Genomic DNA, 22,704 nt, shown 5'->3' with positions numbered 1-22,704 from the left:
AGTTCATTTTATGACGTTGCCTTCAATGATGTCGTGCCGCCCTTTGGGGGTGGGGGCGGTATTGTCCGCCAGCACCAGGCTCTGCCAGGCACGGCCCAGTTGTTCTATGACGTCCGTGGCGCTCAGCCCGTACCCATGCTGCTGCCCGGCCAGTTCGCCCGCGCGGGCATGCAGCGCTGTGCCGGCCAGCGCGGCCTCGCCGGCACTTAAGCCCTGGCCCAGCAGCGCCGCCAGCACCCCGGAGAGGGTGTCGCCCATTCCGGCGCTGGCCATACCGGGGTGTCCGCCCCGGCTGACCCGTATACCGTCCGGCGCCGCGATGGTGCTTGGCCCGCCCTTCAGGATGACCACGCCGCCCAGCCGCTCCTGAAGGGCGCGGGCCGCCTGAATGGGGTCGCGGGTCACGTCCGGGGTGTTCGTGCCCAGCAGGCGGGCAGCCTCGCCGGGGTGCGGTGTCCAGATGCACTGCGCGTGCCCCGCGCCGGCCAGGGAGGGTTGCAGGGCGTCGGCGTCCAGCACGGTGGGCCGTTGCCAGGCCAGCACCAGACGCGCCGCGTCCTCGGCCTGGGGCCCCAGGCCCATGCCCACGCACAGCGCCTGCGGGCGACTGGCCGGCGCGGTGTCCCGCAGCGCCCCCAGCAGGGAGGCGTGCTGCCGGATCATCAGTTCCGGCGTGACCAGCGGCACCGGCGCCTCGGAATGCACCGTGACCAGGCCCGCCCCGCTTCTCAGGGCGGCCCAGCCAGCCAGGGCGGCGGCTCCGACCATTCCCGGATGCCCGCCGATCACCCACACGTGCCCCGCCGTGCCCTTGTGCGCGTCCGCGAAACGCACCGGCAACAGCCCCGCCACTTCGGCAGCCGCCGGCCGGGTCGCCAGGGCTTCGGCCAGCGCCCAGCCGGGCGGCAGGCGCAGGTCGGCCAGCTGCACCTGCCCCGCGTAGTGGGCTGCCGGGCCGTACAGCAGCGCGGGCTTCAGGCCGCTGAAGGTGACCGTCACGCTGGCCTGTACCGGTTCACCCGTGACCGCCGCGCTGCCGGCGTCCAGGCCGGTGGGCAGGTCGAGCGCGATCACCGGCTGCCCGGAGGCGTTCACCAGCCTGACCAGTTCCTGCAACGCGGGCCGCAGTGGGGGCCTGAAGCCGGTGCCCAGCAGGCCGTCGATCACCCCCTGACTCTCACGCAGGGCGCGGCGTAGGGGCGCCGCACTCAGGCGGCCGACCTCGACCCCGACCGCTTTCAATCGGCGGCGGTTGAGGCGGGTCAGGGGGTGCTGGGCCGGCAGCGCCAGCACGGTCACGGCCCGCCCCAGCGCATGCAAGTGCCGCGCCGCCACCAGTGCGTCCCCGCCGTTGGCCCCGCTGCCCGCCAGCAGCAGCACCTGCCCCACTGGAAAAAAAAGCTGGATGGCGTCCGCTGCGGCCCGCCCGGCTTCCTCCATCGCCAGATCCAGCAGGCCCGCGCGTTCCAGCCGGGCATCGATGGCCCTCACGCCTGCCGGGGACAGCACCACTTCCGGCCGCAGCCTCTCTGGCGTCATGACCTAGCGGCTCAGCAGCAGAATCAGGAGAAACACCGCGACCAGCACGGCAATCATGATGTTCCGCATGCGGCGCATCGCCGGATCGCTCTGCATTTTCTCCTTCATTTCCTCGCGCGTCTCCTGCTGCGTGCGCCGCACGTTCAGGCGCTGCGCCCGGCGGATGGAACCCACCGACTCGTACACCTTGCCCTGCCGCCGCAGCGCCACCCCCAGGTTGTGGTGCGCGCCGTCGTACTGCGGCGCCAGTTTCAGCACGGCGCGGTATTCCTGCTCGGCCGCTGCGGCGTCGCCGGCCTCCAGCGCCAGGTTCCCCAGGTTCATGCGCGCCCGGTAATGCCCGGGATCGTGCGCCAGCGCCTCACCGAAATGGCTTTTCGCGGCGTCCGCTTCGCCGCGCAGGGCGTGCAGCACCCCCAGGGCGTTCAGGGCCTCGGCGCGGGTCAGCGGGTGGGTTTCGGCTTCGGCCAGTCTGGCGTGCAGCACCTCCGGGTCAACCTCGCCATTGACCGTCTCCAGCGCGCTCAGGGCGCGGCCCAGCTGCTCCGGCGTGACCAGGGTATGCAGCAGGGCCGCTTCCCCCTGACGCTGCTGCTCCAGCTCCTTCAGGGTGATCTGGAGGACGCTCAGGGCGCGGCGAGCGCCGAAGTACTTGCGGGCCCGCACGTCCTCCTGAAGCGCCGAAACCGACTGTAAGGCGGCGTGAAGTGTCCCCCCCGGCTCCTTCAGCGACGCCACCGTCTGGGCCCGCGACCAGTCGTGCTGCCGGGCAAAAGACTGCCAGCTGGGCAGTTCGGCGCTGCCCGGCCCGGCGGGAACACTGGATGGCAGGTCATCCACGGCGTTCCCCACGCTGCTGGAGGGATGGGCGGGATCGGTCATGCCGGCAGTATACTGACGCGCTCAGGCCCGCTTCTCGGCCCCAAACCACAAAGGGCGCGGGGGCACCGGCCAAAAGCGTAGCGCGCCCTTTCCCTGGAGTTTCCCTGTGACTGATCCTGTTGCCGCCCCCCCTCTGTACTCCCCGGCCCGCGTGCGCGAACTGCTCAGCACCCACGGCCTGCGCCCCACCAAGAGCCTGGGGCAGAATTTCCTGATCGACGGTAACATCCTGCGGGCCATCGCCGAGGCGGGCGGGGCGGCGCCGGGCGTCGACGTGCTGGAGGTCGGGCCGGGCCTGGGCGTGCTGACGCGCGAAATGGCGTTACGCGGCGCGCGGGTCACGGCGCTGGAAAAAGACGAACGGCTGCGCCCGGTGCTCGCCGAAACGCTGGCCGGCACGGACGTGCAGGTCGTGTGGGGTGACGCGCTCGACTTCGATTACGCTTCCCTGCCCGCCGGCACCCGGGTGATCGCCAACCTGCCGTACTACATCACCGGGCTGCTGCTGTCGCGTTTCATGGCTGCGCCCGGCATCCTTTCGGCCACGGTGCTGGTGCAAAAGGAAGTGGGGCAGCGCCTGGCCGCCCGGCCCGGCCAGGACGCCTACGGGTTCCTGAGCGCCCTGGCGGCCCTATACGGCAGCGTGACGCACGTCCGCGACGTACCCAAAGGGGCTTTTTTCCCCGCGCCAGACGTGACCAGCAGCGTGGTGCGCCTCGACTTCGACCGCGCCCGCCCGCAACCCCAGACAGAACTGATTGCCTTTATCGACGCGGCCCTGCACCACCGCCGCAAAACCCTGCGCAACAACCTGCGCCTGGTGGGGCATGCGCCCGAAGCCATCGATGCGGCGCTGGGCCGCGTGGGGTTACGTCCAGACATCCGGGCAGAGGACATCCCCCTCCCCGAATTGGTGTCCATGGCACACCACCTGGACGTGATACGGTAAGCAGGCGCTGCAAAACCCGTGCGTACCCTCACCGCTCCGCCCCCGCAAGCCACCGAATTCCAGGGCCTGGAGTGACCCCTTTCCGGAGGATGTTCTCGTGAAGTTCTACGTCATAGGCGACGTTACCGTTGACCACCTTTATCATCTCGACCACCTGCCCACCCCCGGCGCGGAGATCGCCCCCCGACGCTCCACCATGCAGCCCGGCGGCGCAGGCGGCACCATCAGCGTCACCCTGGCCCGGCTGGGCCACACCGTCACCCTGGCGGCCCGCGTCGGCGAAGACCCCTTCGCGCAGGTCGCGCTGGCGCAGGTGCGCGAAAGCGGCGTGTCCGAAAGCGCCGTTCAGACCGACCCCGAATACCTGACCAGCACCATCACGGTCATGCAGACCCCCGACGGGGAACGCGCCATGATCAGCGACGGGGCGGCCAACCGCCAGCTCGACCCGGCCAAACTGAAGAAAAAAGACGTGGAAAGCGTCGACGCCCTGATCATCAGCGGCTACAGCCTCACCGAAGGGCCACAGCGCGACTACGCCCTGAAAGCCATCGAACTGGCGAAAGCGGCCAAGAAACCCGTCCCGGTGTTCATCGACCTGGGCACCGGAGCCGTCAACAAGGTCGGCACCAAGCTTCTTCAGGACGTGGTCGGCGCGGATTACCTGACCCTCAACCAGCACGAACTGCTGGCCCTGACCGCCACGAACAGCCTCAGCAACGCCCTCGCCAAGCTGGGCGAAGCCGGCGTCAGCCAGGTCGCCGTGAAGGTCGGCAAGATGGGCAGCGTCGTCTGGACGCCCGAGGACACCGAGCTGGTCGACTCTATTCGCCCTGAAAAACCTGTCATCGACAGCACCGGCGCGGGCGACACCTTCACCGCCGCCTTCGCCCACGCCATCCTGCAAGGCCAGACCCTCGCCCAGGCCGCGCGCGCTGCCAACGCCGCCGGAGCCCTGGCGTCCACCGCCGTGGGCGCACAGAGCCAGGAAATCACCCCCACCGACCTGGACAACATCCTCAAGCAGTAACCCTGCTCCTGGAATCCCAGAAACTGCCTCCCAGCGGGGCAGTTTTTTCATGGTTTCGATTCCAACCGGTAGCGTTCACCATTCCAGGAGTGCTGCCAGGAGGAGTGGCTGAACCGGTCAAATTGGTGATATGGACTCCGATATCTGGCGCGGCGGTGACTGTCCCTTCTCTGTTTTTCAGGCCTCTGCCATAATTTCCTGTGCTCAAGTCTCCTTATGCCGGTGGTCACCTTGAGGTGATCGTCGGCCCCATGTTCAGTGGTAAAAGTGAAGAGTTGATCCGCCGGGTCACGCGGGCGGTCATTGCCAGGCAGCGGGTGGCGGTGTTCAAGCCGGCGCTAGATGACCGCTACCACGCCACGCAGGTGGCGAGTCATGCGGGGCGCAGCATCGAGGCGGTGGCGGTGCCGGACGTGCAGGCCATCCGGGCGCGGCTGAGCGGTGAGGGCCAACTGCTGAGCGCCGAACCCGAGGGTGTAGACGTGGTGGGCATTGACGAGGCGCAGTTTTTTGGGCCGCAACTGATTCCGCTGGTGCTGGAACTGGCCGAGCGGGGCGTGCGCGTGATCCTGGCGGGGCTGGACATGGATTTCCGCGCCGAGCCGTTCGGCCCAGTGCCGGAGCTCCTGGCACGCGCAGAAAGCGTGGAGAAACTCACGGCCATCTGCACGGTGTGTGGCGCCCCGGCCACGCGTTCGCAGCGTCTGATTGCCGGACAACCGGCGCTGTTCGACGATCCGGTGGTGCTGGTGGGCGCTCAGGAGAGTTACGAGGCGCGCTGCCGCATTCACCATGACATCGGGTTGTCCACAGCCTGAGCCCGTACGCGCATAGACCCCATATCCCGCGAGGAACCTCCTGACCGCGCTCCCGGCGTTTTCTTCCGGTATCAGACGAGGCCGCCTCTTTTTCCTGAACAGCTGCTCTTTAATCTCCAGGGGTCGTACAGCGCGGGGCGTCGGCGCCTCTTAAAAACGGTTTACAATAAAAATCCCTCACATCCCGCTCAATTTGCGGTACACAACATGACTCACAGCGACTCTCGCCAACTGTTCACTATGACCGCCGGGGTTGGCGTGCTGGCCAGCGCGGCGGCCCTGTGGTTCGAACGGACGGACTTCGACCCGCTCGACCTCCTGATGCTGCCGGGCATCGCGGCGTTGTGGCTGGCGCTGATTTTCGGGGTGTACCGGGGGTGGGTGCGGCTGAACGTGGCCCAGATCGTGCTGTTCGCCGTTTACGCCGTTTACTTCCTGCTGGCGCTGAACCAGCAGTTCCGGGTGTTCGCGCCGGTGCATCATATGCTCAGCCAGAACACTTACTGGTTTGCCCCGCTCTATGCGGCGGCTTTCCTGTACTTTCGACCGCAGCGGGCCTTCCGGTTCAGCCTCAGCATCTTCGGCCTGTCCATGCTGATCACGGCCGGCCACCTGGCGGGCAACCCGACGCTGCGGCAGGACGCAACCCTGCTGGCGTCCACGCTGCAATTCGTGATGGTGAGTCTCACCATGATTTTCATGCAGTTCGTGATGGGGCGGCGGCACCTCCTGATGATGGCCAGGCAACTGGCCGCCTACCAGGACGCCCTGACCGGAACCGCCAACCGCCGCGCCGGTGAGGAGCACTTGCTGACGCTGCAACAGAGCAGTCAGGACTTCACGGTGGCCCTTTTTGATCTGGATCACTTCAAGAGCATCAACGACCGGCACGGGCACGCGGCGGGAGACGCGGTGCTGCGCAGCGTGGTGCAGTAGGCCCAGCGCGTGATGCCGGACGGCACAATGTGCGCCCGCTGGGGCGGCGAGGAATTCCTGCTGATTCTGCCGGTTTTGCCTGGGCCAGACATCACGCGCGTGCTCGAGCACTTCCGGGAGCGGCTGCCTGGCCTGAAGGTGGGCGAGGTCTCTGGGGTGACCGCCAGTTTCGGCGTGGCCCGGCGACTCCCCGCTGAGTCTTCGGACGAATTGCTGCGCCGGGCAGATATGGCCCTTTACGAGGCCAAGGCGCTGGGCCGCAACTGCATTCAGCACAGCGCTCACCAGCTCATCGCCGCCCAGCCGTAATCGACAAAAAGACAACCGCCCCACGGGGAGGCGGTTGTTAAAGAGCGAAACGGGTTACTCTTCGGTCTTCTCGTCTTTCTTATCGTTGCTCAGGCCAAACTGCGCGAACAGATCCGCGTACACGTCACCGAGTTTGGTGCTGATCTTGCCGCCCTGCTGGGCGTCCTTGGCGTTGTAGTTGTAGTCGGCGCCGCCCTGGCGTCCACCACGGCCGCCGCGCTGCCCGCCACTGCCGCCACTGCTGTAACGGTCGCTGCGTGCACCGCCACCCTGGCTGACGTAGTCGCGGTTGCCGCCCTGCTGCGGGGCGGGGGCACCGCCACCCAGGAAACGGCGACGGCTGAGGCTGGCGCGCTGTTCCACCGGGTCGATGTTCAGGATCATGGCTTCGATCTCGTCGCCCTTCTTGAACAGGTCAGCGGGGTTGTTGACGCGGTTCAGGTCGAGTTCGCTGATGTGGATCAGGCCCTCGATGCCTTCCTCGATCTCCATGAACACACCGAAGTCGGTCATGCCGGTGATCTTGCCCTTGACGGGCGTGCCGGGCGGGTAGCGGTCAGGCAGCGCGCTCCAGGGATCGTCGGTGGTCTGACGAATACCCAGCGAGATGCGGCGCTCCTTGGGGTCGATGCGCAGGATCACGGCCTCGACCTCGTCGCCTTCCTTCATCACTTCGTTGGGGTGACGCACACGCTTCGTCCAGCTCATCTCGCTGACGTGCACCAGACCTTCCAGGCCGGGCTCCAGCTCAATGAACGCGCCGAAGTTGGTAAGGTTCGTGACCTTGCCCTTGACCTTCTGGCCGATGCTGTAACGATCCACCGCACCTTCCCAGGGGTCTTGGGTCAGGGACTTCATGCTGAGGTTGATGCGCTCACGGCCCTCGTCCACGTCGATGACCTGAACCTTGACCGTTTCGCCGACCTTCACGACGTCACGGGGGTGGTTGAAACGCCCGAATGTCAGTTCGCTGCGGTGCACCAGGCCGTCGATACCGCCGAGGTTCACGAACACGCCGAAGTCGGTGATTTCCACCACTTCACCCTCAAACTCACTGCCGGGGGTGAGCTGACCGACCGTCGCCTCGCGGGCCTTGGCCTTCTCGGCCTCCATGATGGCGCGGTGGCTGATGATCACGCGGTTGCGCTTGCGGTTCAGCTCAATGAGCTTGACCTGCAGGGGCTTGCCCACGTAGGGGTCGAGCTCATTCACGCGGCGGGTGTCCACCTGGCTGGCGGGCAGGAAAGCGCGAATGCCTTCCACCTGGGCGACCAGACCGCCACGCACTTTTTCGAGGACGTCGACTTCGAAAGCCTCGTCGTTTTCCTGCATTTTTTCCAGAACGCGCCAGCCCTTGTCCTGCTCGGCACGTTTCTTGCTCAGCACAATCTGGCTGTTGGGCAGGTCGACGCGCACGACGTACGCCTCGATGGCGTCACCGGGCTTGTACATCTCCTGGGCCTGCTCCACGGTCACCGGCTCTTCCCCGAGCTGATTCAGGGGAATGACGCCTTCGACCTTCGCGCCGATATCCACCGCAATGCCGTCCTGACCGATAAACACCACGGTGCCGTCCACGATGTCGCCACGTGAGACGTTCTGGTGCTCCTGCGCCGCTTCACTGGCGAGGATGTCCTCCATGGTCATGGCCGGGTACTCGCGCTCCTGGCTCTGACGCTCCTCGGCGCCGGTGCTGGGCGTGTTGTCGGTGGGGGCGGCGTTGCCCGTCGTGGGCTGAGTCCCACCCTGCTGGGCGGGGGTCTGAGTGTTCTCTTCCATGAACTCCTGTCCTCCTGGCGCGGGCGCACTTGGCGTGCTCCTCGTTCGCCTGATCCTGATACCTACCCGTTTTGAAACGGCGCGGCAACACCTTAGTGTAACAGAAATGAATCAGGGGGGGCAAGTCGATTAGAGGCTTTCAAGGACGCCGTTGAACGGAGTTCAGCAGTGCCGGGCCTGAACGCCGGACTTGACGCCGCTGATTCGCTGTGCATATACTTTCCCGCGCCAGTGTGCTGTGCCTGGTGGGGCATCGTCTAATGGCAGGACGACGGTCTCTGACACCGTTAATCAAGGTTCGAGTCCTTGTGCCCCAGCCAATGAGAAACCCCGCCGACAGGCGGGGCTTTTTCGTTTCTACTTCGTTTCTGCGCGGCTTGATGAGAGACGACCCGCTGGGCCTGTTTTCTGACCGTTCCTGGCCGCACTGAAAGCTGGAGTTCCTGGGTTCTTCAGCATTTGTTGCCCGAGTAGACCCGAACGCTTCGCCCAGGGAAAGTGAAATTGCTGGGCCGGTCGTCACAGTTCGGCTTGCCGCAGATGGACGTTTGGACGACGGTTCGAAAAGAACTGGGTAAGATCCTTTGCTCTAGCATGATCTTATGTCCGAGGAATCGCTGCCCTCTGTCCCCTCCACCGATGAAGCGCAGGTGTCTCGGCTCCAGGAACTGCTGAGAACCGCCGAACCGCTGGTCGTGGCCGATGTCGCGCGCGCAGAGCAGCTTCTGCGCGAGGCGCAGGCCCTGGCCTTTCGGCTGGGAGACGCCCGCAGCGAGGCGCTGGCCTTGATTTTCCTGAGCGCGACCTCCTATTTCCGCTCGGAGTATCAGACGGCCCTGGACACCCTGGCCAAGGCCCAGGCCGCCGCCGATCTGGTGCAGGACGACCTCCTCACGGCCCGGATCGAGAACAGCCGGGGCAACTGCGCGGTGGCCCTTGGCCATTACGGCGAAGCGATGGAACACTACCAGACCAGCCTGGCGCTGGCTCAGGCCCGTGGGGACGTGGAAGACCGCGCCCGGGTGCTCAATAACGTGGGTCTAGTCCATATCGACCTTGGTGACTATCCCCTGGCACTCGAAGTGTTTCAGGAAGTCATGAAGCTGGCCCAGCAAAGCAAGTCGCCGCACGCGTACTCCTCGGCGCTCATCAATACGGTGCTCTGCTATTACCACGTGGGCTCCCCGGAGGAAGCCCTGGCGCTGGCCAGTGGGTATCTCCCCACCCTCCAGGAACTGCACGTCCGTCAGCACGAGGTGGTGCTGCGCACCTGGATCTTGCCCTGCCTGATCGATACGGGTGAGGTGGCCGAAGCGGCCCGTCAGGCCGAGGAACTGCTGCCGCTGGCGCTGGAGGTCGACGACCGGCAGTACGTGGTGTATGCCCGTATGTTCGCCGGCCAGGCCCTCTTGCAACTCGGACAGCTCGGCCCGGCCCAGGAGCAGTTGGAACTCGCGCTGGAGGAAGCCCGGCGCTACGACATCAGGCCGCTGCAACGGTCGGTGCTGCTGCACCTGAGCCGGCTGTACGCGGCCCGCGAGGAGTGGCAGCAGGCCTACGAACATTCACAGCTTTACCAGGCCCTGGACCGTGAACTGCATACCGAGGCCGTGGAGCGAAAAGCCAAGGTGCTGGGTGCACAGATTCAGGTGGAAATTCTGCGCCGCGAGGCCGAACACGAGCGGCGCCGCAGCAATGAGCTGGCCCAGGCCAACACCGCCCTCCAGGCCGCTCAGGAGGCCCTGGCCTACCGCGCGACCCACGACGCCCTGACTGGCCTGGCCAACCGTGCCCATTTCCAGCATGAAGTCGAGCGCGAGTTACAGACCCTCGACCAGGGCCTCTTCGGACTGCTGTTTATCGACCTGGACCGTTTCAAACAGGTCAATGACACGCTGGGACACGATGTCGGAGATGAACTGCTCAAGGAGGTGGGGCGCCGGCTGACCCATGTGGTGCGCTCCAGTGACCTGGTGGCCCGCATGGGGGGCGACGAATTCACGGTCGTGCTGCGCCAGATCCGGTCGGCTCAGGACGCTGAACGGGTGGCGCACAAGATTCTGAATGAGTTGATCCGGCCAGTCGAGGTCGGGGGGCACACGCTGCACGTGACCGGCTCCATCGGCGTGGCGGTGGCCCCGCACGACGGCCGCGACGTCACGACGCTCCAGAAAAACGCCGACATTGCCATGTACCGCGTCAAGCACGAGGGCAAGAACGGCGTGCAAACCTTCCAGCCGACCATGACTGAGGAAACGGCGGAGCGTGTGGATGTCGAGCGCGACCTTCGCGAAGGCCTGGCCCGCAATGAATTTGTGCTGCATTATCAGGGCCAGTTCGATGTTCAGACACGCGTACTGGTGGGCTATGAGGCGCTGGTGCGCTGGCAGCATCCGACTCGCGGTCTGCTGCCCCCTGGAGCGTTCCTCGGGATTGCCGAGGACAGCGAATTGATTGTGCCGCTGGGCGAATGGGTTTTGCAGGAAGCCTGTCGTCAGGCGGCGGTCTGGGGCGCGAATACCCGTGGTCTGACCATCAGTGTGAATATCAGCGCCCTCCAGTTCGAACACCCCAGCTTTCTCCCGGCAGTTCAGAAAGCCCTGGAACTCTCTGGCCTCGATCCGCACCGCCTGATTCTCGAACTGAGCGAGAGCAGTGTCCTGAGCAATGCCGGGGCAGCGTCGCAGCTGTTTACTCACCTCAAGGCGCTGGGGGTGCGGATCGCCCTGGACGATTTCGGTACCGGCCAGAGCAGCGTCAGCATGCTGCGGAGCCTGCCCATCGATATCCTCAAAATAGACCGCTCCTTCATGCACGATCAGGGCGCGCAAAAGGAACCCAGCGAGGTGTTCATCAGCGTGGTGATCAACCTGGCCCACGGCCTGAACATGCTCGTCACCGCCGAGGGAGTAGAATCCTCCGGGCAGATGGCCCTCCTGGGGGAACTGGGCTGTGACAGCATTCAGGGCTTTCTTCTGGCCCGGCCCCTGCCGCCGCGAGACATTGAAGCCCACCTTGGGGACAGCACGGCAACCTCGCCCGTGGATTAGAGACTCAGCGCGCGCAGTGTCTTGTGACGCGGCTATGGGTCAGGCCGGGTGGTCTAGCGCCACACGAGCTGGACTTTGGTGGCCTTGCCCGGTTAGGGTGGTGCGGCCGCTGGAGTGTAGCGTACCCACGGATGTACCCCGTGCAGGACACAAGTCAAGAGAACTTCTTGTGCCCAGGAGGCTCCTCGGGCAGACGCTCACCGGGGTTACAGGTTCACGAAGTGCTGTCCGGAGTGCCCCGGCGGCCGCTCTGAACAGCACTCTTTGCCCTGCCCGCACGTCCGAGCCTGCCGCATCGGATGGCAAGTCAGGTGGCGGTGTTTCCACCGCGAGCCAGACACCTGAAGGAGGACGACCTCCTGAATGTGCAGGTGCCTGATCTGGCCGGCGATATCGAAGGTGGGGTTGACCTGACGTCTGAAGACGGAGAAGCTACTGCCGGATGGTCAAGGCTTTGAGGATGCTGGGCCTCAGTTGTGGACTGACTTCCATAATGAAGATGCGCGCACGGGTACGTTCGCCATAGGTGTTGAAACTGATCGGGCCGGTGATGTTCTGACAGCCGAACTCGCTGGGCTTACATGCGGGCAAATCAATCTGGCGAACGGCGGCCGCCACCTGCGCTCTGCTGGGCCACTTTTGCTCTGCCATGGATTGTTCAAGGGCATTCAACAGGACGTTCATGGCGTCAAATGAGAAAGCGGCCAGACCATCAGGTTTCGTCTTGTAGGCCGTCTGATAGAGCTTGACGAAGCTTTGCGAGGATCTTTCATCTTCCTGTAGACCGAACACGGTCGTGTAGGAAGTCCGCACGGCATCGTGCCGCGCTGCTTTCAGGTAATCAGCCGTGTCCAGTCCGTCTGCACCCAGGAAAAACCCCTTTACGCCAGCGGCCCGTAAGCTCTTGAGCAGGACAGCACCCACATCATAAGTTCCGCCGAAATACACGGCGTCGACGTTGGCTTTCTTGATGGCTTTCACGGCGCTGTTGATCTGCTCGGGCGTTCCTGCGCCAAGCGCTACAGGCACGGCAATCGAGCTGTCCTTTAAAGCCGTTTCAGTGATTTTCATCAGCCCATTGCCATAGGTGGTGTTGTCCGAAATGACGGCCACACGTTTGACCTGTTTTTCCCGCAGGAGATCGGCGGCGGCGGTTCCCTGGGCGCCGTCCGGCGCGACCACGCGACTAAAGTGCTTCCAGCCGTTCTGGGTGAGCTTATCGTTCGTGCTGCCAGGCGAGATGATGGCCAGTCCGCTGGGTTCGAAGGCGCCGGCCAGGACGTTGCTGACACTGGAGTTGTAGGCACCAATGACACCCAGGATGGCGGGGTCGGCAGTGATCTTGTCGGCGATTCCACTTGCTCGGGTGGCGCTGGCCTGGTCATCGAAAGGCACCAGTATCAAGTCGTATCCCATTGCAGCGAACGCTTTGCGTTTGAAGCTCACTGCCAGTTCTGCGCCTTGCTGCATGGCTTTACCAAAAGCCGACTGGTCGCCACTGAGGGGGCCAACCACGGCGACCTTGAGTGGCGTGGCTGCCGCCTGACCCAGCATTAACGCCATGAAGGGAAAAACCAGCCGCCGTTTGGTATATTTGGACATAGCTCAGCGTAAATGGTCAGCGCTCACAGATTTATTACGAAGGTTATGTCCTGTCGCAGGACACTGCGGCCATTCCCCGAGATTCACGGGCAGGGGTTCAGAGCAAATGGAACACGCCTGGATTTTCTCGACTCAGAGGGCCTCCCTGCCTTGATGCAGGGATAACTGCTGAGCATGGCAGAGCTGTAATGCTTGTGCTGGAGCGGCATCAAGCGCGGCGTCGTCTACATTAAGGCGCACGGCATGTTCGTGGGCCACAGGGCTACCATGCGCACTCCCAGGATGAGTAGGCGCCGATGTCATTGGTGGATTCGCACGCATAACCTGCGTCACACCTCTGTCAGCCATCGCCCAGGGCCTTGACCTGCGAGTGGTCACGAAATGCCTGGGCCACAGCCAAGTCAGCGTCACCCGGAAACTTGAGGACGAAGACCCTCTCCGTCCCTTTTGAAAACCCAGGAGATGTGGTGGTCGCTATGAAAGGCCAACATCACGAAAAAGCCAAAAAGAAAAACCCCCGACTGAGCGGGAGTTTCTACTGGTAGAACCGAGGGGATTTGAACCCCTGACCCCTACCGTGTCAAGGTAGTGCTCTACCCCTGAGCTACGGTTCTATGGTGTCCATCTGGACGGGGTAGGTATATTGGAGGCGCTGACCGGACTCGAACCGGTGGTGGAGGTTTTGCAGACCTCTGCCTTACCACTTGGCTACAGCGCCGCACCCTGCACGCGGGTTTCTGCTGTCCCTCGCGGGGGCTGGACAGGTCTTTTCCTCGCCAGCGGAAGGAATGTTAGCACGCCCTTTCCAAACTGTAAACCCATCCATCCAGAGGCCCATCCAGACGCTTAGCCCTGCACAAGTAAAGCAAGTGGGAAGTTTTCCAACACCTTCGCCACAGGGATCTTCGTGCTTCTGGCGCGAAGGGTTTCACCCGTCAGGAGATTTTTGTAAACGCCTGATTTCGGCAGTGTGAGCGTCCGGTTGCCCCACACTTCCCCGTAGGCCCACGACGTTTTCTCTTTTGTCAGGGACAACGTGAGGCGCGGCGCGACCGTGACCACGCTCTGCTCTTCCCATTGCCGGGCGAAGGCCAGCAGGTATTTTCCAGCCTCGATGGGCGCGTAAGTACCGTACTGAAACAGATCTGGAGACGTCCGGCGGGCTTGCAGGGCGGCCCAGGTCACCAGGGTTTTCACGGCGCCGTTCTCGTATTTCTCCAGGAATTGCCGGGCCAGTGCCAGGTCAAGCCGGTGCTCCAGCCGGGTGAGAATGCGTCCACGACTGGCGTAACCCACCGGGCGGCGGTTGTCGGGGTCAACCAGGCTCTGGTTCCAGCCCTCGCAGCCTTGATACGTGTCCGGCACGCCAGGAGCGGTCAGGCGCACCAGCGCCGCGCTCAGGCTGTTCTGGGCGCCGTAGGGGCTCAGCCGTTCGTGCAACTCACGCAGACTCGCCATGAAGGCCCTGTGCGTCAGCAGGGCGCGGGTAAAGCTTTCCAGCGCCGCTTCGTACTCGCTGTCGGGGGCAGCCCAGCTGGTGCGGAGTTTCGCCTCGCGGGCAGCTTTGAGCATGTAGGCACTCAACCGGTCCGGGAAAGCCGTCAGGTCGCCATTCAGGGGGAAGGCGCCCAGCGCATTTTGCAGGAGCGTGTAAATATCCAGCTGAGAGGGAAGGAGCCCGTCCGGCGTGCGCGTCTGCAAGTCCCGGAACAGTGCCGACCACTGGCTCAGGAACGCCGCCCAGGTCTGCGGAAGCTCGCTTAACACGCTGATGCGGGCGCGGGTGTCCTCGCCACGTTTGGTGTCGTGGGTGCTGGCGGCCAGCATGGCGTGCGGCCATTTCCCGGCCCGTTCGCGGGCCAGCGCGTGGAAAGCTTTCACAGGTGTCCCGAAGTGCGCGGGGTCGCTGCCCACCTCGTTCAGCGAGAGCAGGCGGGCGTAGCGGTAGAACGCGGTGTCCTCCGCTCCTTTGGCGGTGACCGGGCCAGTGAGCTGCTGGAACTTCATGGCGAAGTTCGCATACCGCTCGCGGGTCGCTTCGTCCTCGGCTTCCAGCGTCAGGACGCGCTGCAGGAAATCGAAGACGGAGGGGTCGAGCGGCTGGCCGTCCTGACGGTTGTGGCGTTTGGCCTCGGCGATGGCCCAGGCAATCTTCGCGTCGTCGCCCGGTTCACGTTCGCCGTTCTCGCGGATGTAGGTGCGGTACACGGGGAACGAAGCAATCACCTGCCGGATCGCGCCGCGCAGGGTGGACAGCGTGAAATCGCGCGCCAGGCGGTCATGCTCGGCCAGCGTGACGAGGCGCTCGGCCAGCACGTTCACCTCACCGGGCAAACTCACGCGCTGAATCAGCAGCTTGCCCCGGTACAGGTGCGCCGGGTACTCGTCCCGGTCGCCCGTGAAGCGGCGGTAGATGCTGCTCAACTCGTCCTCGCTGGCGGCGTCCACGAACACGCCGCTCAACTGCGCCAGAAAGTCGTAGCCGGTCGTGCCGTGAACCGCCCAGTTGTCGGGCAGGTGCTCGCCCGGTTCAAGGATTTTCTCGGCCACCACGTACAGAGGAAGCGGGGGAGTGGGGGCTTCACCCGGCTCCTCGGCAGCCCCAATACTGGCCGCAGAACCGAGTACCTGCGCTGCGCCCTCCTGCAAGGCCTGAAAGTACCCCGCCGGGTCGTACAGCCCATCGGTGTGATCGAGCCGGACGCCCTGCACCACACCATCTTTCAGCAGTTGAAAAAGCGTGGCGTGCGCCCACTCGAACACGCGCGGGTCTTCCATGCGCAGGGCAGCCAGGTCGTTGATGTCGAAAAAGCGGCGGTAATTGATCTCCTCGGCGGCGACTTTCCAGTAGGCCAGGCGATAATTCTGCTCGGTGATCAGGGCGTCCAGCCGCACCGGATCGGCGTTGATGGCGTTCAGCGTGGCGCTGATGGCCGCGCAGATGGGTCTGGACGAGTCCATCAGTTGCCCCAGACGGTGGGCGATCACGTCCGCTTCCTGCGCGCGGCTGAGGCGGTCGTCGTCGGAGAGGTGCTCGGCGGTGCTGCGCGGCAGGTTCTGCACGCTGCGGGCAATGCTCGCCAGTTCCGCACGCGCCAGGTCGTCCACGCGGGGAGGCAGGCCCTCCAGCACGCTTCCCAGCAGCGGCGCGAGGCTGCGCGGGGACACGGGGAGCTGGCGCTCCCAGTAGCACAGCACAAATTCGTTGCCGCGCAACTCCAGCTTCAGTTCGCCGCGCTCCAGCACGCGCCCGTACTGGTCGCCCAGCACCGGCAGCAGGACTTTGCCGTCCAGCGCCCGCTTCAGGGGATGCCAGGCGATATCGAAGAAGTGCGCGAAGCGGCTGGCCTGACCGTGCCGCAGCACGTCCTCCCAGTAGGGGTTGTGACCACCCTGAATGCCCATGTGGTTGGGCACGAAATCCACGATGAGCCCCAGCCCCAGTTCCCGGGCGGCCGCCGAGAGCTTGTGCAAGCCCTTTACCCCGCCCAGTTCCGGGTTCACCACGCTGTGATCGGTCACGTCGTACCCGTGCCCACTGCCCGGCGAACTGGCCCAGATAGGCGACAGGTACACGTCCGACACGCCCAGGCGCTTCAGGTAAGGCAGCACCCGCCGGGCCGCCGCGAAGTTGAAGTCGGCGTTCAGTTGCAGGCGGTAGGTGGACTGTGGAACGTGGACGGTGGATTGCGCCAGGGTGCCTGTCATGCCGTCGTTCCCAGCAGCAAGGCATGACCGGCGGGAAGTTCGGGGGGAAACCCGCTGGACTGGCCGTCGGCTTCGCTGTAGAACACCACGTCTTGCGGCAGCCCAAAAGGCAGGGGCAGGGAATCCAGTTTGAGGTCGGCCGTTCCGACGTTCCACAGCAGCACGCGCTGGCCGGCGGCCGTTTCAGTCTTGACCCACAGCAGGTCGTTGCCCAGGCTGCCGGCGCTGAGGTGCTGGCGGCTGCGGTTTCTCAGCACCGGGTCAGTCTGGCGCAGGCGGGTCAGCGTGCGGTAAAGGCGCAGGGTCTGGCCGTGCTCGCCGCTTTCAGCTTCGTCCCAGCGCAGTTTCGCCTGCTGGAAGGTCGCTTCGTCCTGCGGGTCGAGGACATCTTCACCCATGAAGCCCGAGAAGCCCTCGAATTCCTTTTTGCGGCCCTCGCTGACCAGTTTCCCCAGTTCGCCGTGGTGGTCGCTGAAAAAGGGAAAGGGCGTGCTGGCGGCCCACTCCTGCCCCATGAAGATCAGCGGCGTCATGGGCAGCGTCAGCAGCAGCGTACTGGCCCCCCGGAACAGGGCGGGGGAGACGTGACTCAGGTGATGAATCCGGTCACCGATGGCGCGGTTGCCCACCTGATCGTGGTTCTGAATGAAGTACACGAGGCTGGGCGCCTCCAGCGTGTCGGCGGGCTTGCCGCGCGGCCTGTCCTCCAGCGGCCACCACTGGCCCTCGAAGACCCAGCCCCGGTTCACGGCGTTCGCCAGCGCCGCCGCGCCGCCACTGTACGGCTGGTAGTAGCCGTCCTTGTCCCCGGTCAGGGTCACGCGCATCTCGTGATGAAAATCGTCGATCCAGATGCCGTCGAGGTGGTGCTCGGTGACCATTTCCGGCAGGTTGCGGTAATCCTCGGCCAGCAGCAGGTGGGTGCCCCGCAGTTTGTGCACCTCGCCTGCCAGCTCGCGCAGGATATGCACCGGGCTGTCGTCTGGCATGGCCTGCGTGGCGTCCAGGCGCAGGCCGTCGAGGTGGTAATCCCGCAGCCACATGCGCGCATTTCCGGTGATGTATCGCCGCATGTGCGGCTCGGCGTAATCCAGTCCCTCCCCCCAGGCGCTGGAAAACCGGCTGGTGAAGTAGCGCGGGCTGTAGCACGTCAGGTAATTCCCGTCCGGCCCGAAGTGGTTGTACACCACGTCCAGAAACACGCCCAGCCCCAGCCCGTGCGCGGCGTCCACCAGGGCCATCAAGTCCTCGGGCCGCCCGTACGGCGCGTGGGGGGCGTACAGCGCTGTGCCGTCGTACCCCCAGCCGCGTTGCCCGGCAAACGACGCCACCGGCATCAGCTGAAGGGCCGTGATGCCCAGTTCCTTCAGGTACGGCAGTTTCTCCATGGCTGCCCGGTAGGTGCCTTGCGGCGTGAACGATCCCACGTGCAGCTCGTAAAAAATGCAGTCCTCCAGTTTCAGGCCGCGCCAGTCTGTGTTGCGCCACGGGTAGGCGTGCAGGTTCACCACTTCCGCCTCGCGGTGAACGCCGTCCGGCAGGAACCGGGCATACGGGTCCGGGCGGGCCACACCATCCAGATCGAAGAAATACTTCGTTCCCAGCGGGACATTCAGAAGCGCTTCAAAAATCCCGTCGCCCTGCGCTTCCATCGGGTAAAGCTGCCCACCGATGCGTACCGCCACCTTCTGCGCTTCTGTCGTCCAGGTGCGGAAGCGCACGCCGGAACCGTCCGGCAGGGGATGAGCCCCCAGGCGCGAGGCGAGCATGTCCGATTCAACCGTCAAAATTTCCTGAGTCATGAAGATCCTTTTTTCTGCCTTTCTGCTGGTAGAGAGCGGTAGGCAGACAGCACTTCAGGGTAAGGGGAGGGCTTGGCCGCGCGGCAGCGAATGAAGGGGCAGTGAAGAGGCTGCCCCGGCCACTGCTCATGATTCTCAAACACGCTTGAACCATGACCGAACAGGAAATGATGGCGGCCCTGAAGGAACTGTTTCCGCAGGCCAGCGTGACCGAATCACAGGCCAGCTTTTTCTGGTTCGTGGAAGGTGACGAGAAGAAAATGAGACCCTTCCTGACCGTCGTGACGACCGACGAGCACGACGCCGCCTCCAACCTTTCCAGACCCGGCGTGTACCGCCTGAATTTTCCTCTCCGCCCGCCGCAGTACCGGGAGCGCTTTGGCTCGCCTCCTAGGCCCAATGCCGAGTGGAGTGTGCTGGACACCGGCCAGGATTACACCGCGCTCGATGTCCTGATGCCGCATCCCATTTATGCCCCCATGAACTGGGTCTGTATCCTCAATCCCAGCCACGACGGTTTTCAGCAACTTTTCCCTTTGTTGGGCGAGGTGTATGCGCAGGCGACGACCGGGCAGTAGAGCCCGGTAAGCTTTCCCCATGACTCTGCCTCCGCCGGACGTGGTCGAAACGCTTGAGCAACTGGAGAGCCTGTTCGGGGAAGTGGGTGCCCCGTCGCTACGCAAAGAAGTGAATTTCCTTCACCCGGTGTACCAGCAGTGGATTCAGGCGTCCCCGTTCCTGGTGCTGGCGACCTCCGGCCCTGCTGGCCTGGACGCCTCCCCGCGAGGTGACCCGGCGGGACGACTGGTTCACGTGCAGGACGCGCACACGCTGCTGCTCCCGGAACGGCGTGGCAACAACCGCATCGATAGCCTGCGGAACATCCTTCACCACCCGCAGGTGGGTCTGCTTTTCTTCGTGCCGGGCGTCAACGAAACCCTGCGCGTCAATGGAAGGGCGCGAATTCTCTCGGGGGCAGACCTCCTTAGCCGTTTTGTGTTGGACGACAAACTGCCCAGGTGCGTACTGGAGATCAGTGTGGAGACGGCCTTCTTCCAGTGCGGACGCGCCATGGTTCGTTCCGGTCTGTGGAACCACAACGAACCTGCCCGCGTTCCCAGCGCAGGGGAGATGCTTCAGGCCCTCACCGCAGGCGACATTGGCGGACAGCAGTACGACGATACCCTGCCGCAGCGCCAGCGAGAAACGCTGTACTGAAACTTGAGAGGAAAAATGGTGAGAAGGACGCCAATCCCACTCACCATTCCCTCCTCGCCGCTTACCGTTGACAACGGTACATTTTCACGCTGCGGCCTTTCAGGATGGTGGTTTCCCCGGCTTTCACGGTTTCCTGCGCGTGATCGTCGGTGGTGTCCAGCACCAGTTCCCATTCACCGCACGCGTCGAGGTCGGGAATCTGGAACGGTAGATCGACGTGAGAACTGCTGAACAGCAGCAGCAGGTCGTCGTCGCGCAGGGGTTGGCCGTTCTCGTCCACGTCGTCCAGGCCATCTCCGTCGAGGAACATGCCGAGGCTCTGGGTCTGGTGGTTGCTCCAGTCCTCGTCGGTCATGCGCTGGCCGTCGAAGCGCAGCCACACGATGTCGCTGACGTCCTCGCCGCGAATGGTGCGTCCGCTGAAGAATTTGCGGCGGTGCAGCGCGGGGTGGGTCTTGTGCAGGGCGATCACTTTTCTGGTGAAGGCCAGCAGATCCTCGTCGATATCGGCCCAGTCGTACCAGCTGATTTCGTTGTCCTGGCAGTAGGCGTTGTTGTTGCCTTTTTGCGTACGCCCGAACTCGTCGCCGCCGAGCAGCATCGGTGTGCCCTGACCCAGCAGCAGCGTGGCCAGGAAATTCCGCGTCTGCTGGCCGCGCAGCCTGTTGATGTCGGGATCGTCGGTTTCGCCCTCTACCCCGCAATTCCACGTGATGTTGTGGTTATGCCCGTCGGCGTTGCCTTCACCGTTAGCGTCGTTGTGCTTGACCTCATAGGTCACGGAGTCGCGCAGGGTAAAGCCGTCGTGCGCGGTCACGAAGTTGATCGAGGCATACGGTTTGCGCCCGTCGTTCTGGTACAGGTCGCTGCTGCCCGTCAGGCGGTAGCCGATCTCGGAGGCCAGCCCACCGTCGCCTTTCCAGAAAGCCCGCATGTCGTCGCGGTAAATGCCGTTCCATTCGGCCCAGTTCACGGGGAAATTGCCCACCTGATAGCCGCCCTCGCCCACGTCCCACGGTTCGGCGATCAGCTTGACCTGAGAAATGATGGGATCCTGGTGGATGATGGTGAAGAACCCGGAAAGCTGATCCACCTCGTGCAGGCCGCGCGCCAGCGTCGAGGCGAGATCGAAGCGGAAGCCGTCCACGTGCATGTCCGTGACCCAGTAACGCAGGCTGTCCATGATCAGTTGCAGGGTCTGCGGGTGGCGCACGTTCAGGCTGTTGCCCGTGCCGGTGTAGTCGAAGTAGAAGCGCGGGTTATCGGCCACCAGACGGTAATAGGTGGGGTTGTCGATGCCTTTGAAGGACATGGTCGGCCCCATGTGGTTGCCTTCGGCAGTGTGGTTGTACACCACGTCCAGAATGACCTCGATGCCGGCGTCGTGCAGGGCGCGAACCATATTCTTGAACTCCGGCACCACGCCCGCGAAGTCCCCGCGCCGCGCCGCCGCCGAGTAGCGCACGTCCGGCGCGAAGTAAGACAGCGTGGAGTACCCCCAGTAGTTCGTGAGGCCCTTCGCCAGGAGAAAGGGGTCGTCCACGTGCTGGTGCACGGGCAGAAACTCGATGGCGGTAATGCCCAGTTCTTTCAGGTAAGTCAGGACAGGTTCGGTGGCGATGCCGGCGTAAGTGCCGCGCAGGGCCTCCGGCACGTCCGGGTGCGTCATGGTCAAGCCCTTGACGTGCGCCTCGTAAATGACCGACTGGTGAAAGGGAATGTCGGGTTTCACGTCGCCCACCCAGTTGAACATCGGGTCGATTACGATGCCCAGCGGGGCGCCGCGCTGTTCCTCGGTCTGCATCCGGGTATCGTCCTCGCCCATGACGTAGGCGAAGACGCCCTTATCGAATTGCTCGGTGCCGTCCAGCGCCTTGGCATAAGGGTCGAGGAGCACCACGTTGGGGTTGAAGCGCAGGCCCCTTTCCGGGGCGTACTCGCCGTGAACGCGGTAGCCGTAACGCTGGCCGGGGCCGATGCCGGGCAGGTAACCGTGCCACACAAAGGCCGTGTGTTCCGGCATGGGGTAACGGGTCTCGTGCCCCTCGTCGTCGAAAAGGCACAGTTCCACGCCAGTGGCGTTCTCGCTGTACAGGGCAAAGTTGGTGCCCTTACCGTCCCAGGTGGCTCCCAGGGGGTAAGGGTGACCGGGGCGTAAGGTCGGGGTTCCGCTGTTGGGCATAGGTTCGTTCAAACTCCTTCAAGACGGCTTCTCGCCGGCACGGTTCATGCAGAAGTGGTCATGCAGAAAGAGGCGCGTGACGGGTCGACATCTCGCCACGCGGCCTCCACCACTGGAAACGCTACCAGAAAGCGCCGGGGCTCGCCTCAGCCCAGGTTCATATTTTCCAGACGCTTGAGGGGTTCAGGGTTCGAAGCTGTCCTGGAAGGCGTAGCGGTCGCCGCGCACCCAGTAGTTCACGTAGGTGGCGCGCTTGTTCCCGCTGTACGTGGTGCGGCGCAGCAGAAAAGCGGCCGTACCCAGCGGCACGCGCAGCAGATCCGCTTCCTCCTGACGCAGGTTCACGGCCTCCAGGTTCTGCTCCACACGCTGCAGGGGCACGCCCATGCTGATCATCGTCTCGTGAATGCTTTCCACGCCGAGGTTGTGCTCCAGCAGCTTCGGCACCAGCCCGGCGTTGATGTAACGCTTCTCGATGACCAGCGCCTCGTCGCCGGCTGTGCGCAGGCGGTGCACGAAAATCACCGGGTCACCGGGGTTGATTTGCAACACCACCGCGATTTCCGGCGTGGCCTCGATCTGCATGGCCCGCAGCACGGTGGTGCGGTGATCGGGGTGGCGTGCCCACTCCTTGAAGGGTCGGATGCGGAACATGCCCTGCCGGAAGCGTTTGCCGGTCGGGAAGGTACCTGCCCCCTGCACGCGGTACACGTAGCCTTCGCGCTCCAGTTCGTCGATGGCGCGGCGGGCGGTCATGCGCGAGACCTCGAACTCACGGGCCAGTTGCGGCTCGCTGGGCAGCGGCAGTCCCTCGACGTAATGTCCGCCCAGCAGCCGGTCTTTTAAGGTGGTCTTGATCAACGGGTACTTTGCCATACATCCCTCCGGCGAACCGCTTGG

The 22,704-nt window shown here is 64.3% G+C and carries 14 protein-coding genes, 3 tRNA genes and 1 pseudogene; 8 read left to right on the top strand and 10 right to left on the bottom strand.

The window, feature by feature from the left end; translation table 11 throughout:
- Positions 1-3 precede the first annotated feature (3 nt).
- Positions 4-1,539, bottom strand: coding sequence for an NAD(P)H-hydrate dehydratase (locus tag E5Z01_RS03045; protein ID WP_135228015.1), 1,536 nt, complete (start codon positions 1,537-1,539; stop codon positions 4-6).
- Positions 1,540-1,542: 3 nt separating this feature from the next.
- Entirely contained in the window at positions 1,543-2,421 is an 879-nt protein-coding gene (locus E5Z01_RS19385; RefSeq protein WP_167757744.1) for a tetratricopeptide repeat protein, read from the bottom strand.
- Between the two features lie 106 nt (positions 2,422-2,527).
- Here E5Z01_RS19385 and rsmA point away from each other — a divergent pair, with 106 nt between their 5' ends.
- The 4 genes and pseudogenes from rsmA (at position 2,528) to E5Z01_RS20300 (ending at position 6,463) form a co-directional block, all read left to right on the top strand.
- The gene (rsmA, locus tag E5Z01_RS03035; protein ID WP_119762763.1) at positions 2,528-3,370 is read left to right on the top strand and encodes a 16S rRNA (adenine(1518)-N(6)/adenine(1519)-N(6))-dimethyltransferase RsmA; all 843 of its coding nucleotides are present in this window, start codon (positions 2,528-2,530) and stop codon (positions 3,368-3,370) included.
- A gap of 97 nt (positions 3,371-3,467) precedes the next feature.
- Entirely contained in the window at positions 3,468-4,400 is a 933-nt protein-coding gene (locus tag E5Z01_RS03030; RefSeq protein WP_119762761.1) for a carbohydrate kinase family protein, read from the top strand.
- Between the two features lie 200 nt (positions 4,401-4,600).
- Positions 4,601-5,218 carry a thymidine kinase gene (locus E5Z01_RS03025; RefSeq protein ID WP_135228014.1) on the top strand — a complete coding sequence of 206 codons (618 nt, stop codon included), beginning with the start codon at positions 4,601-4,603 and terminating at the stop codon, positions 5,216-5,218.
- A 207-nt stretch (positions 5,219-5,425) separates the two neighbouring features.
- Positions 5,426-6,463 (top strand): annotated as a pseudogene (locus E5Z01_RS20300) (GGDEF domain-containing protein).
- 54 nt (positions 6,464-6,517) lie between these two features.
- Here E5Z01_RS20300 and E5Z01_RS03010 read toward each other — a convergent pair.
- Complete coding sequence (locus tag E5Z01_RS03010) at positions 6,518-8,242, bottom strand: 30S ribosomal protein S1 (RefSeq protein ID WP_135228011.1); 1,725 nt, start codon at positions 8,240-8,242, stop codon at positions 6,518-6,520.
- A 246-nt stretch (positions 8,243-8,488) separates the two neighbouring features.
- Here E5Z01_RS03010 and E5Z01_RS03005 point away from each other — a divergent pair.
- A tRNA-Gln gene (locus tag E5Z01_RS03005) sits at positions 8,489-8,562 on the top strand.
- Between the two features lie 282 nt (positions 8,563-8,844).
- Positions 8,845-11,292, top strand: coding sequence for an EAL domain-containing protein (locus tag E5Z01_RS03000; protein WP_135228010.1), 2,448 nt, complete (start codon positions 8,845-8,847; stop codon positions 11,290-11,292).
- 432 nt (positions 11,293-11,724) lie between these two features.
- Here the strand turns inward: E5Z01_RS03000 and E5Z01_RS02995 are convergent, their stop codons facing one another.
- The 5 genes from E5Z01_RS02995 to treZ all read right to left on the bottom strand — a co-directional run bounded on the left by E5Z01_RS02995 (position 11,725) and on the right by treZ (position 18,404).
- On the bottom strand, positions 11,725-12,846 hold the full coding sequence (locus E5Z01_RS02995; protein ID WP_167757742.1) for a branched-chain amino acid ABC transporter substrate-binding protein: 1,122 nt from the start codon (positions 12,844-12,846) through the stop codon (positions 11,725-11,727).
- Positions 12,847-13,433: 587 nt separating this feature from the next.
- A tRNA-Val gene (locus E5Z01_RS02990) sits at positions 13,434-13,508 on the bottom strand.
- 30 nt (positions 13,509-13,538) lie between these two features.
- Positions 13,539-13,612 (bottom strand) — tRNA-Cys (locus E5Z01_RS02985).
- Between the two features lie 128 nt (positions 13,613-13,740).
- Entirely contained in the window at positions 13,741-16,602 is a 2,862-nt protein-coding gene (gene treY, locus E5Z01_RS02980; RefSeq protein ID WP_135228008.1) for a malto-oligosyltrehalose synthase, read from the bottom strand.
- Positions 16,599-18,404 (bottom strand): malto-oligosyltrehalose trehalohydrolase, encoded by a 1,806-nt coding sequence (gene treZ, locus E5Z01_RS02975; RefSeq protein ID WP_135228007.1) that lies wholly within the window; start codon positions 18,402-18,404, stop codon positions 16,599-16,601. The genes treY and treZ overlap by 4 nt, the downstream gene beginning before the upstream one ends.
- A 152-nt stretch (positions 18,405-18,556) precedes the next feature.
- Between treZ and E5Z01_RS02970 the strand changes: the two genes are divergently transcribed.
- Both E5Z01_RS02970 and E5Z01_RS02965 read left to right on the top strand, forming a co-directional pair.
- Complete coding sequence (locus tag E5Z01_RS02970) at positions 18,557-18,982, top strand: DUF6194 family protein (RefSeq protein WP_167757741.1); 426 nt, start codon at positions 18,557-18,559, stop codon at positions 18,980-18,982.
- 19 nt (positions 18,983-19,001) lie between these two features.
- Positions 19,002-19,622, top strand: coding sequence for a pyridoxamine 5'-phosphate oxidase family protein (locus tag E5Z01_RS02965; protein ID WP_135228006.1), 621 nt, complete (start codon positions 19,002-19,004; stop codon positions 19,620-19,622).
- Positions 19,623-19,683: 61 nt separating this feature from the next.
- Here the strand turns inward: E5Z01_RS02965 and glgX are convergent, their stop codons facing one another.
- On the bottom strand, positions 19,684-21,804 hold the full coding sequence (gene glgX, locus E5Z01_RS02960) for a glycogen debranching protein GlgX (RefSeq protein WP_135228005.1): 2,121 nt from the start codon (positions 21,802-21,804) through the stop codon (positions 19,684-19,686).
- A 183-nt stretch (positions 21,805-21,987) separates the two neighbouring features.
- A complete protein-coding gene (locus E5Z01_RS02955) occupies positions 21,988-22,680 on the bottom strand; it encodes a GntR family transcriptional regulator (RefSeq protein WP_119762707.1) in 693 nt (230 codons plus the stop codon).
- Positions 22,681-22,704: the final 24 nt, after the last annotated feature.

Origin of the sequence: Deinococcus fonticola, from assembly GCF_004634215.1 — a bacterium.
GTDB classification, from domain to species: domain Bacteria; phylum Deinococcota; class Deinococci; order Deinococcales; family Deinococcaceae; genus Deinococcus; species Deinococcus fonticola.
Note: the sequence above shows the minus strand (reverse complement) of the source record. Positions and strands in the feature narration are given on the sequence as shown.

What these genes read in the sequence shown, in the direction of transcription:
- E5Z01_RS03045 (WP_135228015.1), bottom strand. Translation starts at nt 1,539, where the DNA reads ATGACGCCAGAGAGGCTGCGGCCGGAAGTGGTGCTGTCCCCGGCAGGC.
- E5Z01_RS19385 (WP_167757744.1), bottom strand. Translation starts at nt 2,421, where the DNA reads ATGACCGATCCCGCCCATCCCTCCAGCAGCGTGGGGAACGCCGTGGAT.
- E5Z01_RS03010 (WP_135228011.1), bottom strand. Translation starts at nt 8,242, where the DNA reads ATGGAAGAGAACACTCAGACCCCCGCCCAGCAGGGTGGGACTCAGCCC.
- E5Z01_RS03000 (WP_135228010.1), top strand. Translation starts at nt 8,845, where the DNA reads ATGTCCGAGGAATCGCTGCCCTCTGTCCCCTCCACCGATGAAGCGCAG.
- E5Z01_RS02995 (WP_167757742.1), bottom strand. Translation starts at nt 12,846, where the DNA reads ATGCTGGGTCAGGCGGCAGCCACGCCACTCAAGGTCGCCGTGGTTGGC.
- treY (WP_135228008.1), bottom strand. Translation starts at nt 16,602, where the DNA reads ATGACAGGCACCCTGGCGCAATCCACCGTCCACGTTCCACAGTCCACC.
- treZ (WP_135228007.1), bottom strand. Translation starts at nt 18,404, where the DNA reads ATGACTCAGGAAATTTTGACGGTTGAATCGGACATGCTCGCCTCGCGC.
- E5Z01_RS02970 (WP_167757741.1), top strand. Translation starts at nt 18,557, where the DNA reads ATGACCGAACAGGAAATGATGGCGGCCCTGAAGGAACTGTTTCCGCAG.
- E5Z01_RS02965 (WP_135228006.1), top strand. Translation starts at nt 19,002, where the DNA reads ATGACTCTGCCTCCGCCGGACGTGGTCGAAACGCTTGAGCAACTGGAG.
- glgX (WP_135228005.1), bottom strand. Translation starts at nt 21,804, where the DNA reads ATGCCCAACAGCGGAACCCCGACCTTACGCCCCGGTCACCCTTACCCC.
- E5Z01_RS02955 (WP_119762707.1), bottom strand. Translation starts at nt 22,680, where the DNA reads ATGGCAAAGTACCCGTTGATCAAGACCACCTTAAAAGACCGGCTGCTG.